This window comes from Massilia sp., assembly GCF_046293535.1.
Classification (GTDB): domain Bacteria; phylum Pseudomonadota; class Gammaproteobacteria; order Burkholderiales; family Burkholderiaceae_D; genus Telluria.
Genome location: NZ_JBKBOV010000065.1, coordinates 1 through 15,758 on the forward strand (window position 1 = coordinate 1; position 15,758 = coordinate 15,758).

A 15,758-nucleotide genomic window follows, 5' to 3' on the forward strand; every position below is an offset into this window, starting at 1 on the left:
TTTTCAGCGGTCCTGCGGCCCCGCCGGCCGGCCGGCAAGCCGCGCGCGCGCGCGCCGGCGCCGGTTGAAGGTGGCGGCGCCGGTGATGCAGATCGCCAGCCAGCCGCAGCCCTCGGCGACCGCGGCCAGCACGTCGGACAAATAATGGACTCCAAGATACATCCTCGAGAACGCGACCGTCGCCACCATGGCCAGCGCCAGCACGAAGGGCAGCACCCTCCCCCACCAGGAGCGCGCCTGGCGCGCCGCGTAGCAGGCCAGGAAGCCGTACAGCACCGTCGCGCCCATCGCGTGGCCGCTGGGGAAGCTGTAGGTGCTCAGTTCCAGCAGCGGCTCGACGAAATGCGGACGCGCGCGCTCGAAGCTGTGCTTGAGCAGCACGTTGAGGATCTGGCCGCCCGGCACACTGGCGACCAGCGCCAGGATCCAGTAGCGGTGCCCGCGCCTGTATAGCCAGATGCCGGCGAGCAGGGCCATGGCGAGGATGCCGGGCGTGCTATGCATGTGGGTGAGCAGCAGCAGGAAGGCGCGCAGGCCGTCGTTGGCGCGCGCATGCGCATGCAGCCAGTTGGCGACCTCGACGTCGAGCTGGGTGATCGGGGCGCCGGCGACGACGGCGCCGGCCATCTGCGCAAACAGCGCGGTCGCCAGCACCAGCATCGCCACGCCGGCGGTCAGGTGCAGGCCGTACTCTCCTTCGGCAGAAAAACGGGCGGCGGCAAAGCGGTGGAGTCGGGGGAGGATCGGATTCGTCATGCTGGTTCGGCTGGGTTCGGCTGTTTTTTGCGGATGAGCCTTCATAGGTGGGGCTTGGCGAAAAAACCACAACAGCAAAAATTTACTGTACATCCACACAGTAACTGTAGATTTATACAGTGGTTATGATATTCTTTACTCACTTCAACGATTTTAATAAAAGGAAACACCATGACCACTCTGAACAGCAACTTCGGCCTGGAATATGCACCTGTCCCTTTTATGGTCCGTCTAGGCCGTCGCGAACTCCTGATCACCCGTGATTTCCGCAAGCGCTTCTATGCGGTCAATCCGATCATCGAATGCGATACCGGCATCGAAGCAGGCCATCTGGAAATCCTGCTGTTCAAGCGCTGGCTGCTGATCCTGTCGAAGGCGCACTAAGGCACCAAGAACAAGCGGTTCAAACAATTCCGCATATTGTTAGGCGAATAAATTCGTTCCTTCAGGGGGAACTGAGCCGTAAGCTGAAGGCTCCAAATTGCCCTCTGAAAGAACGACATGCTTCGCACAAGCTTCCTTCGCTCGCTGGCCGCCGCCGCCCTGCTGACCCCACTGCTGGCCCCGCTGCTGAGCACACCTGCCGCGGCAGCCGATGTTACCCTGCTCAACGTGTCCTACGACCCGACCCGCGAGCTCTACCAGGACATCGATGCCGCTTTCGCCCGCCACTGGAAGGCGAAGACCGGCGACAAGCTCACCGTCAAGCAATCGCATGGCGGTTCCGGCAAGCAGGCGCGGGCCGTCATCGACGGCCTGTCGGCCGACGTCGTCACGCTGGCGCTGGCCTACGACATCGATGCTATCAGCGAAAAAGGTTTGATCGCGCCCGGCTGGCAGGGCCGCCTGGCGCACCGCAGCTCGCCCTACACCTCGACCATCGTGTTCCTGGTACGCAAGGGTAACCCGAAGAAGATCCGCGACTGGGGCGACCTCGTCAAGCCTGGCGTGGCGGTGATCACGCCGAACCCCAAGACCTCTGGCGGCGCGCGCTGGAACCACCTGGCGGCCTACGGCTACGCGCTGCGCCAGCCGGGCGGCTCTCCCGCCAGCGCCAAGGATTACCTCGCCAAGCTCTACAAGAACGTGCCGGTGCTGGATTCCGGCGCGCGCGGCGCCACCACGACCTTCGTCGAACGCGGCATCGGCGACGTGCTGCTGGCCTGGGAAAACGAAGCCCTGCTGGCCCTGCGCGAACTCGGCCCGGACAAGTTCGAGATCGTGGCGCCGTCGATCAGCATCCTGGCCGAGCCGCCGGTGGCCGTGGTCGACAAGAACGTCGACAAGAAAGGCACCCGCAAGGTGGCGCAGGCCTATCTCGAGTTCTTGTACACCGACGAAGCGCAGGACATCATCGCCAAGAACTACTACCGTCCGGCAGTGGACAAGTTTGCCAAGAAATATGCTTCGCAGTTCCCGAACGTGAAGCTGTTCCCGATCACCGAACTGGGCGGCTGGACGCAGGCGCAGAAGGCGCACTTCGCCGACGGCGGCCTGTTCGACCAGATCTACGCGCCCGGCCGCTGAGCCGGAACCCTTACCGGCGTCCGCCTTCCGGCGCGGCCTGCCATTGCGGCCCGGATCGCTGCAAGCCACAATAGGCGGCGATCCGCGCCGCCATGACGTTCGCCCTGTCCTGGTCGAGCCCGGCGCCGAAGCGGTAGCAGCCGTCCTCGGTCTCGATCTCGATCAGCCCCCTTCCGATACCCATCGCGATGTTCTGGCTCTCGGCCGACAAGGAGCCCAGCGCCGGCAATGGCGCGATGCGCACCGAGCGCACCTTGCCGGCAGCCAGCACCAGCATGTCCTCGTCCTCCAGCGCCCAGGCTTCGGCCTTGTCCCGGTACAGCAGAAGCGCGTCGCGCACGAACAGGTTGCGGTACAGCACCGCAGCCACAGCGCTTCCTACCAGCACCAGTAGCCATACCTTGAACCAGGAAAAGCGTTCCGGCGGGCCGTCGAACAGCGTGAATCCAAGCCAGGCCAGCATGACCAGGCCGGCACAGGACACGGCCACGATCGGGAGCCGCCTCGAGGGCGGGCAGACGACGTGCAGCGGTTCGGAATCCGAAGGCGATGGGTAGCGGGTCATTGGCGGTCGTGTTGGCAGGAGGACCACTGTAAGACCAAAAGTATCTGCTAGGCAAGCGAAAACGCCAGATTATCCAGCCGGGCTAGGATAGTGACCGTTCATCAACGGCCTGTCCCTGCGGCCGACGCCGCGGGCAGTCGTCTTCACCCACTTGAAAAGGACGTACGTCATGGCAATCAGACTCAGGAAACTCCACGATCAGGTCATGGTCATCACCGGCGCCACCAGCGGCATCGGCCTGACCACCGCCCGCATGGCCGCCGCGCGCGGCGCCCGCCTGGTGCTGGCGGCGCGCAGCAAGGACGCGCTCGACGAGCTGGCGGACGAGCTGCGCAGCCGCGGCGTCATGGTCGAGACCGTGGCCGCCGACGTCGGCAACATCGCCGACGTCGAGAAGATCGGCGAGAAGGCGATCGCGCGCTTCGGCCGCATCGACACCTGGGTCAACAACGCCGGCATCTCGGTGTTCGGCCGGCTGGAAGAAGTCAAGCCGGAAGACCACCACCGCCTGTTCCAGACCAATTTCTGGGGCACCGTCAACGGCTCGCTGGAAGCCGTGCGGCGCATGAAGCACCGCGGCGGCGGCGCCATCATCAACGTCGGCAGCGAAGTGTCGGAACGCGCCATCCCGATGCAGGGCATGTACGCGGCCTCGAAGCATGCGGTGAAGGGCTTCACCGATGCGCTGCGCATGGAAGTGGAAAAGGAAGGCGCGCCGCTGGCGGTCACGCTGGTGCGCCCGGCCGCGATCGACACCATGTTCGCGGTCCACGCGCGCAACTACATGGACAGGGAGCCGGCCCTGCCGCCGCCGATCTACGCCCCGGAAGTGGTGGCCGACGCCATTCTATACTGCGCCGAGCATCCGAAACGCGACGCCTACGCCGGCGGCGCCTCGAAGATGATCGCGGCCGGCTCCAAGCTGATGCCGGCCCTGTTCGACCGCTACATGAACGCCAGCATGTTCAAGCAGCAGAAGTCCAGCCGGCCCACCGCGCCCAACCGCAGCGACGCGCTCTACAAGCCGGATGAGGCGACCGAACTGCGCCAGCGCCAGGGCATGCCGCAGAACGTGCACGAGCGCAGCCTGTACACCAGCACCAGCCTGCGCTCCTCGCCCTTGAGCACCGCCCTGGTGGGCGGCGCCGCCCTGCTAGCCGCCTTCAGCCTCTCGCGGCGGTTTGCTCGTTAAGAAATCGGTGTCTTCCTCGGTCAGCGGCAAGTCGGGGATGGACACCACCTGGTCGGTGTCGATGTCGGCGCCGTCCTTGCCGACGTTGTCGCGCCCGGCCGCGGCGCGCTCGCCGGTGCCGCCCATGTCGCTGTCGCCCGAGAAATCGGCGTCGCCGACGTCGGGACCGGCGGTGCCGCCGGCATGGCTTTGTTCCATGTCCGAGGTGGTGCCCTGGTCGAATTCGAGCGTCTGGTCCGGGTCGAGCGCTTCGGCAAAGCCGGGACCGCCGACCACGTCGCTTCCGGTGTCGGAAATGTCGCTCGGGCCGAGGGAATCGATGCCGTGTCCCTTGCCGAGACTACGGTCTGGACGTTCCGGGAAGTTGTCCGGATCAAGTGTGCTTGCGCCTGTCATTGTTGCCTCCAAAACGTGGTTTAGCCATGGAGACAGGCTAACGTTTTTCGCAACATCGCGTCGCCGCGCACAAGCTCAGAAGGCGCGGCGCATGCCGAGGTTGACGGCCCCGCCGCCGCCGTGGCGCACGTTGGCGTTCTGGATGCCGCTCTGCTGGCGGATGTGCGAATACGCGGCGTAGAAATCGAGCTTGCGCGAGATCGCATAGGTGGCCCCGACCGCGATCTGGCGCGCGTCGCGGTTGGCCGGGTCGCGGTCGTTCTTGCGGATGTAGGAAGCCAGCAGCGTGGTCGCGTGGCTGACCGGCACCGCCACCCCGGCCAGCACGTCGCGGCTGTCGGTGGACGGGGTGCTGGTGATGCCGGCGCCGTAGGGGTTGTCCGGGTTGAACAGGGGCGAACTGCCCCAGCCGCGGTTGGCGCTGTAGGCGGCGTAGGCGGTCCCCCAGTCGAAGCGCATGTTGGCGGCGATGATGGAATTCTTGGCGGCCATGCTGATGTCGACCGGATTGATGCGGGTGACCTTGGCCACGTTGCGGTTCTGGTGCGCCGCCCGGATCGTGAACGGGCCGGCCTTGAAGCCGACCGACATGCCCCAGGCGCGGCCCGAGGGCGAGCCGTCGAGGTCGCCCTTGCCCCAGGACGACCCGGCGGTGAAGCCATTGAAGCGGCCCTGGTAGGTGACGCTGTCGCTGCTGCGGCGCGGGTCCTCGGCGCCGCTGCCGCTGCCGGCCAGGCCGCCGTGGAAAGGGTCGCCGACGTCGCTCAGCGCGCGGAAATCGAGGTTGTACTGGCGGCCCGCGCCCAGCAGCCTGGCCTCGCCCGCACGGCGCTTTTCCGCCTCGCGCGTGGTTTCCAGCGTGAAAATCACCGGCACGTCGCCGGATGCGCCCTGGGCGGGCGCGCCCTCGCCGCCGGCTTGCCTGGCTTCCCTGACTGCCTCGCGCGCATCGGCGCCCCCGTTGGGAGCAGCCGCATTCTCGGCCGAGGCGCACGCAGCGCTCGCTCCGAGCACGGCGCATGCGACGATGGACATCTTCATGGCTCATTCCCTCTCTGAAGCCATCATTCCCTTCTTTGCCGGACTGATCTGTCTACTACCTCACATAAAACAGCACTCGTCCATACGTACTCAAAAAAGGCGGCAACGGATCCGTCTGAGCCGAACTTTTCGGCTTACCCAAGGTTCTACACCGGAGAATGAGTGGGCACAAGAGGCTTTCACAAAACGTGGACGGCGCGATGCCATTTGTCGCCGGCTTGCCGGCTTGAGCGTAGGAAAAGAGTGGGTCGCTGCCGCGGCCGGCAGCCCTGGCATGCGCTAACGGCGCAGGCCCGCGAAGGCCGCCGGCTCCCACTCGCGCGAGGCCAGCAGCAAGCCGGTGCCGCAGCGCTGCGGCAGCGGCGCCGCCAGGCTTTCCTCGTGCAGCTGGGCGAAACGCGCCCGCAGCTGCCGCAGTTCGCCCTGCAGCTTGGCGCGCGCGCTCTCGGTCAGCATGCCGTGCACGAAGTCGAGCGTGTCGCCCGGCTGCCCGAAGGCGCTGTCGATAAATTCAGGCATGCCCTGCTCGCGGAAATACTGGCGGATCGGTCCGCCCGGCAGCCAGTCGAAGTCTCGCGCCACGTTCAGGCGGATGCGGTTGCCGGGCAGGAGCGTGATCAGCGCCAAGCGGTCGAGGCGCAGCAGCAGCTGCACGCATTCGGCCTCGCTCAGGCGGTAGGCCCGCAGCATCTCGGCCATGGTCCAGTGGTTCAGCGCGCATACCGCCACCAGGAGCAGGCGCGCGTCGGAGACCAGCTCGCGCTCCTGCGCCGGGTTCAAGGTACGCAGCCGCTGGTAGCCCTGCCCCGCCTCCTGCGCCAGCTCGGCCAGCGTCAGGCCGACCAGCGAGCAGATCTCGACCAGGCGCTCGAGCGTGAACTGCTCGGTGGCGAACAGGCGCTTGACGCTCGGTTCGGACAGCCCGAGGGCCTCGGCGACGTCGCGGTAGGTCTTGCCCTGCTGTTTCAGTTCGCGCTTGAGGGCGGTGACGAGTCGGGTGATTTCGGACATGCGGGCGATGGTAGCAGCGTCACACGGCGCCCGCGAGCGCGATGCCGTTCTTGCCGGTGCGCTTGACGGCGTACATGGCGTGGTCGGCGCGCGCCAGCCAGGCGTCGGTATCCACGGGGTCTTGCGGCCGGTGCAGCGCGATGCCGATGCTGGCGCCCACCGTCACGGTGGCGCTGCGCAGGACGTATGGTTCCTTCAGGCGTTCGAGCAGCTTGCGCGCGGTGTCTTCGGCATGCAGCGCATCGGTCAGCATCTCCAGCACCACCACGAATTCGTCGCCGGCCAGGCGCGCCACCATGTCGGTCCTGCGCACGCCCAGCGCCAGGCGCGCGCCGAACTGGCGCAGCAGCTCGTCGCCTTCCTCGTGGCCGTGGTTGTCGTTGACCGCCTTGAAGCCGTCCAGGTCGAGGAACAGCAGCGCGCACGGGCGCCCCACGCGGCGCGCGCGGCTCATCGCCTCGGGCAGCGCCTCCAGCAGCGCGCGCCGGTTCGGCAGACCGGTGAGCACGTCGCGCAGCAGCAGCGCCTGCAGTTCGGCGGTCCGCTCGGCCACCGCCAGCTCGAGGCGCTCGTTCATGGCCAGCAGCGCCTTGCGGTGCGCGACTTCGTTCTGCACCAGCTCGCGCATCCTGCTCGACAGGACCTGGGTCTCGAGGAAGCCGTCCACCGGCGGGATCGGCGGCGGCTCGCGGCCGCTCCTGGTGGCCGCGGTGACGCGCTCGATCGCTTCACGCAGTGCCGCCATCGGCCGCACCAGGCGGCGCGCCAGCAACACCGCCGCGCCGGCCAGCGCCAGCGCCAGCAGCGCGCTCCAGCCGAGCATGCGCCGCTTCAGGTCGACCGCGCCCGCCAGCGCGCGCTCTTCGGTCTGGCGCACCAGCACGGTCCAGCGCAGCGACGCCGGATCGAGCGTGTCGCCGGTCTGGCTGTAGCCGGTGAAGTACGCGCGCCCGTCCGGCCAGGTTTCGCGCAGGGATCCGGTCTGGCCCTTCTGCGCCAGGCGCAGGCTGGTGGTGTCCACCCTGGTCTCGACCAGTTGCCGGGGGCCGAGCATGACGGTGCCGTCGTCGCGGATCACGAGGATCTCGGCCCCGTATTCGCGCAGCGCCGGCGTGAGCAGCTTGCGCGCGTGGCTGCGCGCCCATTCCCAGCTCAGGTGCAGGCCGAGCACGGCGACCGGCTTGCCGCCGGCATCGACGATCGGTCCGGAGGCGTCGACGAAGCGCCAGGGGTCGGGCTTGCGCGGCAGGATCTCTTCCAGCAGCACGGCGGGATGGTAGTCGGAAGCGTGCACCCCGCGCAGGCCGGCGGTGAACCAGGGACGCTTGCTGACGTTGGCCCCTTCCAGCATGCGGCCGGTCGATGCCACCACCTTGCCGTCGAGGTCGGCGATGCCGATCCAGGCATAGTCCGGGAAGCTGCGCTGCAGGCTCTCCAGTACCGCACGGGTTGCGTCGGCATCGCTCGAATAGCGCACCTGCGGCAGCTCGGCCAGCAGCCGGGTATCGCGGACGGCCTGCTCGATCACGCGGTTGAGCGAGTCGCGCATTTGCCAGGAAAGCTGCTGCAGGCGCAGCTGCGCCTCCTCGCGCGCCTGGCGCACCGCGAAATGGTTCACCAGCGCCAGTTGCAGCGCGACCGTCAGCGCGACCGTGGCGCAGACGGCCAGGGTCATCAGGCTGGACAGGCGCATTTTTCCGAAGATGCCGCTCATGGAGGGGTGGTAAGGATACGGGTCAAAAACCGGCCATTCTAACTAATTTCCTAACGAAAAATAAATACACACGGCCAAAATTTGTTACTGAAGGACCATTTTTTGCGGCGGCGCAACAAAAAACATGCGTCATTCGTCACCTGTAGAGTCAAAGTGAATAAACGGACGTTCAGCGAGGGGTGCTTCCAGGCAAATCCGCAGAGCCGCCAGCTGTCGGCGCGCGTGCGCGTATGCGCGGATGGATCCAGGAAGTCGTCGCGCACTCGCCCCACCTGCCGTCAAGCCTGCCGGTGTACCATGCCCTGGTCCACCAGCATCCGGAGCGTCGATGAAAACAGCATTGTGCGTGTTGGCCTGCCTTGTCTCCGGCTGCGCGTCGGTATCCCCGCTTTCCGACGACGAAGTACACCGCCTGATGGCGCGCGAGAACGTGCAGGGACTGGCGCTGGCGGTCATCGATGGCGGCCAGGTGGTGAGCGTGAAGGCCTACGGCTGGCGCAACGTGGAACGCGGCCTGCCGCTCACGCCGCAGACGGTCATGTACGGCGCCTCGCTTACCAAGGCCGCCTTTGCGGCCATGCTGCTGCAACTGGTGGACGAAGGAAAGCTCGACCTCGACGCGCCCTTGCCCGCCCTGCTGCCGCAGCCCCTGCCCGCCTACGACCAGCCGCCCTGGGATTATTCGAGCCTGGCGACGGACGCTCGCTGGCGCAGCCTGACGCCGCGCATCCTGCTCACGCATTCCTCCGGCTTCGCCAACTTCCGCTGGCTGGAGCCGGACCGCAAGCTGCGCTTTCACTTCGAGCCGGGCACCCGCTATGCCTATTCGGGCGAAGGCTTCTACATCCTCCAATTGATCGTCGAACGCGGCCTGGGCCTGGACACGGGCAGCGAGATGCAGCGCCGGGTGTTCGACCGCTTCGGCATGCGCAACACCAGCATGCAGTGGCGCCCCGATTTCGCCGGCAACCTGGCCGACGGCTACACGCTCGAAGGAAAAATGGTGCCGCACGACGAGCGCAGCCGCCCGAGCGCGGCCGGCTCGATGGACACCAGCATCGAAGACCAGGCGCGCCTGTGGGCGGGCATCGTGCGCGGAGAGGGATTGAGCGCGGCATCGCGCGCCATGATGGTGACGGCCCAGCTGCCGATCGCGTCCGCCGGCCAGTTCCCGACCCTGAGCCCGGCTCCCGCCGTGTGGCCGCAGTCGCTGGCGGCGGGCCTGGGCGTGGTGACGTTCACGGACCGCAGCGGGCCGGCTTGGTTCAAGGGTGGACACAACGACAGCACCGGCAACATGGTGCTGTGCCTGGAGCGCGGCCGGCGCTGCGTGGTGATGCTGGCCAACGACGTGCGCGCCGAGCGGATCTATCCGGAACTCGCCCGGCGGGTGCTGGGCGAGACGGATATGCCGTGGCGCTGGGAGTACGGCTGGTACCGGCCGTAGGAGTTCTTAGTTGCCGAAATAGCGGCCCGGACGGTGCCAGGCCATGACCATGCTGCTCATGGCGATGGCGCTGAGCGAGGACCAGCCCACCAGTTCCGGCGTGACGAGGGCCAGCGCCGCCAGCAGGATCACGCCGTCGATCGCCACCTGCGTGCGGCCGGCATTGATGGCGTAGCGCTTCTGCAGCCACAGCGTGACGATGCCGGTGCCGCCCACGCCGGCACCGTGGCGCGCCAGCGCCAGGATGCCCATGCCGCAGAAGGTGCCGCCGCCCAGGGCCGCCACCATCGGGTGGACGTGGCCGATCACCAGGCCGTTCGGCATCAGCTTGAGCATGGCCATGATCAGGATGCTGCCGGCCAGCGACTTGATGGTGAAGCGCGCGCCCATGAACAGGTAGCCGAACAGGAAGAACGGCAAGTTGATGAGCATGAACAGCAGGCCGACCGAGTAGCCGGACACGTAGGACACCAGCAGCGAGATGCCGGCCACCCCGCCGGTGATCAGGCCGGCGGCCTGTAGCAGGAGCACGCCCATCGCCACGAACAGCACGCCGACCACGATGCCGTAGACGTCGTCGAACAGGGTGTGCGGCTTGACCGGGACCACGTTCTTGCCCTGGGCCGCCTGCGCTTGCCACGCGCCCTGCATCATCGCGCCACCTCGACACCCACGGCGTGCGCGACGCAGCCGTCAAGTCGATAAACAGTCGAGCCGGGCAGGAGATGATGCTTCATGTTCCTCACAATGCTGTACAAAGTCGGGGGCGTCGGCGCTGCCGGACGCTGGCGCTTGTGGCGGCATCGTCCGGGAACGTGGAAGGTACTACTGGGTATGGGCCGCCATTATTACCGATGTTGCACCGCAATGACAGTTCGCGTTCCGCATGTCTGCCATTCGCGGAACGAATAACTTAGTGGATGGGCAAGAGAAAATCTGCATAACGGGCGCGGCTACCCTGCCGCGCCCCTGGTGGATGGCTTATTTGTACAGGACGTCCGGCAGCCACATGCCGATCGCCGGGAAGGTATACAGCAGGATGATCCCCAGCACCTGCAGTGCCATGAAAGGCAGCATCCCCAGGAAGATCTGGTTCAGCGTCACGTGCGGCGGCGCCACGCCTTTCAGGTAGAAGGCCGACATCGCCACCGGCGGCGACAGGAAGGCGGTTTGCAGGTTCATCGCCACCAGCAGGCCGAAGAACAACGGATCGATGTTGAAGTGCTGCAGCAGCGGCACGAAGATCGGCATGAAGATCACGATGATCTCGGTCCATTCCAGCGGCCAGCCGAGCAGGAAGATCACCACCTGCGCCAGGATCATGAACTGCACCGGCGTGAGGTCCATGCCCAGCACCCAGTCGTTGATGATCTCCTGTCCGCCCAGCAGGGCAAACGCGGCCGAGAAGATGCTGGAGCCGACGAACAGCCAGCACACCATGGCCGTGGTCTTGGTGGTGAGGTGGGCCGATTCGCGCAGCAGCTTGACGTTGAACCGGCGGTAGGCGATCGCCAGGATCAGGCCGCCGAAGGCGCCCATGGCCGCGGCCTCGGTCGGCGTCGCCAGGCCGAACACGATGCTGCCCAGCACCGCCAGGATCAGGATCACCAGCGGGAACAGCGAGCCGAGCAGCATTTTGAAGATCTCGAGGCGCGCGAAGCTGAAGAACGCGTAGAAGAGCGCCATGGCGGCGGCCAGCACGCCGAAGGTGATCCAGTACGCCTTCGACGCGGGCTTGGCCACCGGGTCCGGCGCGGCCGTGGGCATGGCCGCCGATGCGGGCGCGTCGGCCTGCGCCGCCACGGGCGTCACGGCGCTTGCCGCGGGCGCCGCCGTCTCCCCTTCCACCGGTGGCTCGGCCAGCTCGCCCTCGGCCGGTGGTTCCTGCAGTCCGCCGTCCTCGACGCTTGACGCGCTGTCGAGGTCCTGCTGCGCGCCCATCTCGACCAACTCGGTTTGTGGCGCTTCCGGCGCGGTGACGATCCGGTAGCTCAGGCCCATGACGGCGGCGAACACCAGCGCCGGCAGCAGCGCGACGGCCAGGTTCGAGACCAGCGTGCGGCCCGGGAGCTTGGCGGCGTGCCGGCCCTTGATGGCGCGCAGCAGGCCGGGCACCGCGCCCTTGCCGTAGGCGCCGGGAATCGCTTGCGTATAGGCCGGCAGCGCGACGATGCGTTCGGAGGCGGGCAGCGGCGGCGCCATGGCGGGCCTGAGCTTGGCGAGGAGCAGCACGTAGCCCACGTACAGGGCGGCCAGCATCAGGCCCGGGAAGAAGGCGCCCGCATACAGCTTGACCACCGAGACCCCGGCCGTCGCTCCGTAGACGATCAGGAGCACCGAAGGCGGGATCAGGATACCGAGGCAACCGCCCGCCGTGATGCAGCCGCTCGACAACTGGGCGCTGTAGCCGGCCTTGAGCATGGCCGGCAGCGCCAGCAGGCCCATCAGGGTGACGACCGCGCCGACGATGCCGGTGGCGGTGGCGAACACCGCGCAGGTGACGATGGTGGCCACGGCCAGCGAGCCGGGCATGCGCGCCATCGCCAGGTGCAGGCTCTTGAACAGGCGCTCGATCAGGTTGGCGCGCTCCACCAGGTAGCCCATGAAGATGAACAGCGGGATCGAGATCAGCACGTCGTTGGCCATCACCGAATAGGCGCGCTGCACCATCAGGTCGAGCGTCTGCTGTACCGCCAGGTCGGGATTCTGGCTGTGGTAGGCGAACCAGGAGAACATCACGCCCATGCCCATCAGGGTAAACGCGGTGGGAAAGCCGAGCATGATCGCGACCACGACCAGCGCCAGCATCAACAGGCCCAGGTGGCCGTTGGTCATCTCGCCTGGGGCCGGCATCAGGGCGAACAAGGCGACCACGATCGCCACCAGGATCGACAGGCCGAACCAGATTTCCTTCCTCATGGCGTGCGCTCCCCGGGCAGGTTCACCGCCGCCTTGAGCTTGTCGACGTCGACCTCTTCGACATCGGGCTCGCGCGCCGGCCATGCGCCATCGCGCAGGCAGACGATGCAGCGCACGATCTCGACGAAGCCCTGCAGCAGGAGCAGCACGCCGGCAAAGGGAATCACCATCTTGAACGGGTACAGCGGGGGGCCGTTGGCGGTGAGGGTCGAGTGCTCGCGGATGGCGAACGACTCGGCCGCATAGGTATAGCCGGCCCAGACCAGGGCCACCACGCCGGGGATGAAGAAGACGAAGTACAGGACCAGATCGAGGCCGGCCTGCAGGCGCGGCGGGAAGAAACTGTACAGCACGTCGCCGCGCACGTGGCCGTTCTTGGCCAGCGTGTAGGCCCCCGCCATCATGAAGGCGGCGCCGTACATCATGATCATCAGGTCGAAGGCCCAGGGATTCGGGGTATTCAGGACGTAGCGCGCGAAAACTTCCCAGGTGATGAGGAAAGTAAGGGCGACGATCAGCCAGGAAAAGGCCTGCCCTACCCAGCTGCTGACCCGGTCGACGAAAAACAAGAGGTTTTGCATGGAGCTGCTCCGGTCGAACGAACAGGGCCCACCCCTCATCATGACGGGTGGACATACCTATGAGCGTGTGGCCAGGGCCCGCCTGCCTGTCTTACCGTTCGCCACAAGAGCGTCGCACCGGCGAAGGCCGGTGCCCAATGGGGATGCCCGGCGTTTGCGCCGGCAAGGATTGGGTTCCGGCCTTCGCCGGAACGACGTGGCTCTGTTCCGTTCGTCAGTCAGGCCGACCCAGGCACTCAAGCCTTCTTGGCCGGCGCCTTGCGGCCGAAGTAGTGGTTGTAGGCCATGCGGCGCGGATTGTTGGTGTCCATGTCCCACTTCATCGCGCGCTCGGCAAAGGCGCGCATCGAGGCCTCGACCTTCTTGAAGAGCGGATTGTCGGCGCCCTTCTTGGCCACCACCTGGTCCCACACGGCCAGCTGCGCCTGCAGCACCGAGTCCGGCGTCTTGTAGAACTTGACGCCGTTCTGGGACTGCATGCCGGCGTAGTCCTTGGAATAGCGGTCGATCGCCTTCCACGACATGTCGCTCGATGCCGCCTCGACGGCGTTCTCGATGATCGCCTTCAGTTTGGCCGGCAGCGCGTCGTACCTGGTCTTGTTGAAGGTGACCTCGAACTGCTCGGAGCTCTGGTGGAAGCTTTGCAGCATGCAGATCTTGGACACGTCCGGAAAGCCCAGCACCCGGTCCGAGCTGGCATTGTTGAATTCGGCGCCGTCCAGCAGGCCGCGGTCCATCGCCGGCACGATTTCGCCGGCCGGCAGCGCGTTCACCGCCGCGCCCATGGCCGTGAACATGTCGATCGCGAGGCCGTTGGTACGGAACTTCAGGCCCTTCAGGTCTTCGACCTTGCTGACCGGTTTCTTGAACCAGCCCAGCGGCTGGGTTGGCATCGGGCCGGTGAGGAAGGAGACGACGTTGGCGCCGATGCTCTTGTACAGCTCGGCCAGCAGCGCCTTGCCGCCGCCGTACTTGTGCCAGGCCAGCACCATGTTGGCGTCCATGCCGAAGGCCGGGCCCGAGGTCCACAGCGCGATGGCGCTCTGCTTGCCGTAGTTGTAGCCCATGACGCCGTGGCCGCCGTCGAGGGTGCCCTTGGAGACGGCGTCGAGCAGGCCGAAGGCGGGAACGACGGCGCCGGCGGGCAGCACCTCGATCTTCAGTTCGCCCCCGGTCATGTCGTTGACCTTCTTGGCGAAGTCGAGGGCGTATTCGTGGAAGATGTCCTTGCTGGGCCAGGTACTCTGGAAGCGCATCTGCTTCGGCGTCTGGGCGGTGGCGACCATCGGCACCGCGAGGGTGGCGCCGGCGGTGCCGGCGGCCGCGGTGCCGAGGAACTTGCGGCGGGTGGATGCGGGCTTCTTTGAATCGTCGTTACGCTGCTTCATCGTCTGTCTCCTGTCTGGTTTTTTACACGATTGAATCGCTACACGTACAACAGCTGGCTGATGGGTGGACTTCTCCTTCTGTAAATATCTGCATGCCGACTCGCAGCATGGGCCTGTTTCCTTACGGATTTCTTACATGTGGCTTACGAGGATCGGTCTGTTTTATTTTTCTGTCAAGCATCACTACGCCTCGGCAGCCGTCCGGATGCAAGAGCGGCGCCCGGCACCTGCCTGGATAGTCGAAGGATGCGTCCCTCCCTGTGCACTCTCAAACCGAATAAGCATATGAGGGGCTAGGATCGGGATGTCTGTCTTACAACAGGAGAAGACGATGCATCCTGCATCCGCCATGCGCATACGCCTGCTCGACAAGACCAACCTGAACGAAAGCTACCAGCATTCGGTCCTGATCTCGGCGCTGCGCAGCCTCGCCGCGCTTCAGGTCGTCGCCGCCCATCTCCGTGGCGAGCTGTTCCCGAGCCTGAAAACAGTGGCCGACCCATCGCTCTGGTACCAGGCACTGGCCTTCTTCACCGGGTTCTCGCACATCGCGGTCGTGATCTTCTTCCTGCTGAGCGGCTGGCTGGTCGGCGGCAGCCTGCTGAACAAGCTGGGCGAACCCAACTGCATGCTGTCGTATGCGATCGACCGCCTGACCCGCATGTGGATCGTGCTGGTGCCGGCCTTCGTGCTCACGCTGGCGATCGGCACCATCACGCAGACGGTCGACCCTGGCCGGATCAGCTATGCGCCGGACAATGAGTATTCATGGAGTACGTTCTGGGGCAATCTGTTCGGTTTGCAGGGGATGGCGGTCCCTCGCTTCGGCGGCAATTTCTCCCTGTGGAGCCTGGCGAACGAGATGTGGTACTACGCCCTGTTTCCACTGCTGCTCCTGCCGGTGATCGGGCAGCGCGGGAGCACGAAAGTGGCGGGCCTGGCCGCCTGCGCCGTCATCGGCTACCTGCTGCTGTTCGACATCATGCTGTATTTCGTGATCTGGTTGCTTGGCGTGCTGTTTTCGCGGATCCGCATTGACATGAGCCGCGTCGCGCGCCTTCTGCTGATCGTCGTGCTCATCGGACTGGCCGTTTATTTTCGAATGAAAGGCAGTATCGGCACCCTGGTCGCGGCGACGTTTGCAGAGGACCTGCTGTTCAGCGTACTCTTCCTTTGCCTGCTGTCGAGCCTGCAGTTTCCGGCGGATCGGGCGCGCATCGG

15 protein-coding genes are annotated in these 15,758 nt (G+C 66.1%); 5 read left to right on the top strand and 10 right to left on the bottom strand.

Features of this window, described 5'->3' with window-relative positions; genetic code table 11:
- Positions 1 to 3: 3 nt before the first annotated feature.
- Entirely contained in the window at positions 4 to 756 is a 753-nt protein-coding gene (locus tag ACK4S9_RS22155; protein WP_409729937.1) for a phosphatase PAP2 family protein, read from the bottom strand.
- A 171-nt stretch (positions 757 to 927) separates the two neighbouring features.
- Between ACK4S9_RS22155 and ACK4S9_RS22160 the strand changes: the two genes are divergently transcribed.
- Both ACK4S9_RS22160 and ACK4S9_RS22165 read left to right on the top strand, forming a co-directional pair.
- A complete protein-coding gene (locus tag ACK4S9_RS22160) occupies positions 928 to 1,140 on the top strand; it encodes a hypothetical protein (RefSeq protein ID WP_036216673.1) in 213 nt (70 codons plus the stop codon).
- 117 nt (positions 1,141 to 1,257) lie between these two features.
- Positions 1,258 to 2,283 (top strand): sulfate ABC transporter substrate-binding protein, encoded by a 1,026-nt coding sequence (locus ACK4S9_RS22165; RefSeq protein WP_409729939.1) that lies wholly within the window; start codon positions 1,258 to 1,260, stop codon positions 2,281 to 2,283.
- A gap of 10 nt (positions 2,284 to 2,293) precedes the next feature.
- Here ACK4S9_RS22165 and ACK4S9_RS22170 read toward each other — a convergent pair whose 3' ends face one another.
- Positions 2,294 to 2,848, bottom strand: a complete 555-nt coding sequence (locus ACK4S9_RS22170; protein WP_409729941.1) for a hypothetical protein — start codon at positions 2,846 to 2,848, stop codon at positions 2,294 to 2,296.
- 169 nt (positions 2,849 to 3,017) lie between these two features.
- Here ACK4S9_RS22170 and ACK4S9_RS22175 point away from each other — a divergent pair, with 169 nt between their 5' ends.
- On the top strand, positions 3,018 to 4,040 hold the full coding sequence (locus ACK4S9_RS22175; RefSeq protein WP_409729943.1) for an SDR family oxidoreductase: 1,023 nt from the start codon (positions 3,018 to 3,020) through the stop codon (positions 4,038 to 4,040).
- Here ACK4S9_RS22175 and ACK4S9_RS22180 read toward each other — a convergent pair.
- The 4 genes from ACK4S9_RS22180 to ACK4S9_RS22195 all read right to left on the bottom strand — a co-directional run bounded on the left by ACK4S9_RS22180 (position 4,002) and on the right by ACK4S9_RS22195 (position 8,202).
- Entirely contained in the window at positions 4,002 to 4,436 is a 435-nt protein-coding gene (locus ACK4S9_RS22180; RefSeq protein ID WP_409729945.1) for a hypothetical protein, read from the bottom strand. The genes ACK4S9_RS22175 and ACK4S9_RS22180 overlap by 39 nt on opposite strands.
- 75 nt (positions 4,437 to 4,511) lie before the next feature.
- Positions 4,512 to 5,477, bottom strand: coding sequence for a porin (locus tag ACK4S9_RS22185; protein WP_409729947.1), 966 nt, complete (start codon positions 5,475 to 5,477; stop codon positions 4,512 to 4,514).
- A gap of 279 nt (positions 5,478 to 5,756) precedes the next feature.
- Positions 5,757 to 6,488, bottom strand: coding sequence for a helix-turn-helix domain-containing protein (locus ACK4S9_RS22190; protein ID WP_409729949.1), 732 nt, complete (start codon positions 6,486 to 6,488; stop codon positions 5,757 to 5,759).
- A 19-nt stretch (positions 6,489 to 6,507) separates the two neighbouring features.
- Positions 6,508 to 8,202 (bottom strand): diguanylate cyclase domain-containing protein, encoded by a 1,695-nt coding sequence (locus ACK4S9_RS22195; RefSeq protein ID WP_409729951.1) that lies wholly within the window; start codon positions 8,200 to 8,202, stop codon positions 6,508 to 6,510.
- Between the two features lie 328 nt (positions 8,203 to 8,530).
- Between ACK4S9_RS22195 and ACK4S9_RS22200 the strand changes: the two genes are divergently transcribed.
- Complete coding sequence (locus ACK4S9_RS22200; RefSeq protein WP_409729953.1) at positions 8,531 to 9,649, top strand: serine hydrolase domain-containing protein; 1,119 nt, start codon at positions 8,531 to 8,533, stop codon at positions 9,647 to 9,649.
- A 6-nt stretch (positions 9,650 to 9,655) separates the two neighbouring features.
- Here the strand turns inward: ACK4S9_RS22200 and ACK4S9_RS22205 are convergent, their stop codons facing one another.
- From ACK4S9_RS22205 to ACK4S9_RS22220, 4 genes are all read right to left on the bottom strand, one after another.
- Complete coding sequence (locus ACK4S9_RS22205) at positions 9,656 to 10,303, bottom strand: YitT family protein (protein ID WP_409729955.1); 648 nt, start codon at positions 10,301 to 10,303, stop codon at positions 9,656 to 9,658.
- Positions 10,304 to 10,630: 327 nt separating this feature from the next.
- Positions 10,631 to 12,568: a TRAP transporter large permease subunit gene (locus ACK4S9_RS22210; protein WP_409729957.1), complete on the bottom strand. Its 1,938-nt coding sequence runs from the start codon at positions 12,566 to 12,568 to the stop codon at positions 10,631 to 10,633.
- Positions 12,565 to 13,149, bottom strand: a complete 585-nt coding sequence (locus tag ACK4S9_RS22215; protein WP_409729959.1) for a TRAP transporter small permease subunit — start codon at positions 13,147 to 13,149, stop codon at positions 12,565 to 12,567. The genes ACK4S9_RS22210 and ACK4S9_RS22215 overlap by 4 nt, the downstream gene beginning before the upstream one ends.
- 236 nt (positions 13,150 to 13,385) lie before the next feature.
- Positions 13,386 to 14,537, bottom strand: a complete 1,152-nt coding sequence (locus ACK4S9_RS22220) for a TRAP transporter substrate-binding protein (protein ID WP_409729961.1) — start codon at positions 14,535 to 14,537, stop codon at positions 13,386 to 13,388.
- Between the two features lie 331 nt (positions 14,538 to 14,868).
- On the opposite strand from ACK4S9_RS22220, the gene ACK4S9_RS22225 reads away from it, so the two are divergent.
- On the top strand, positions 14,869 to 15,758 hold an 890-nt coding region (locus tag ACK4S9_RS22225; RefSeq protein ID WP_409729964.1), incomplete at its 3' end, for an acyltransferase family protein.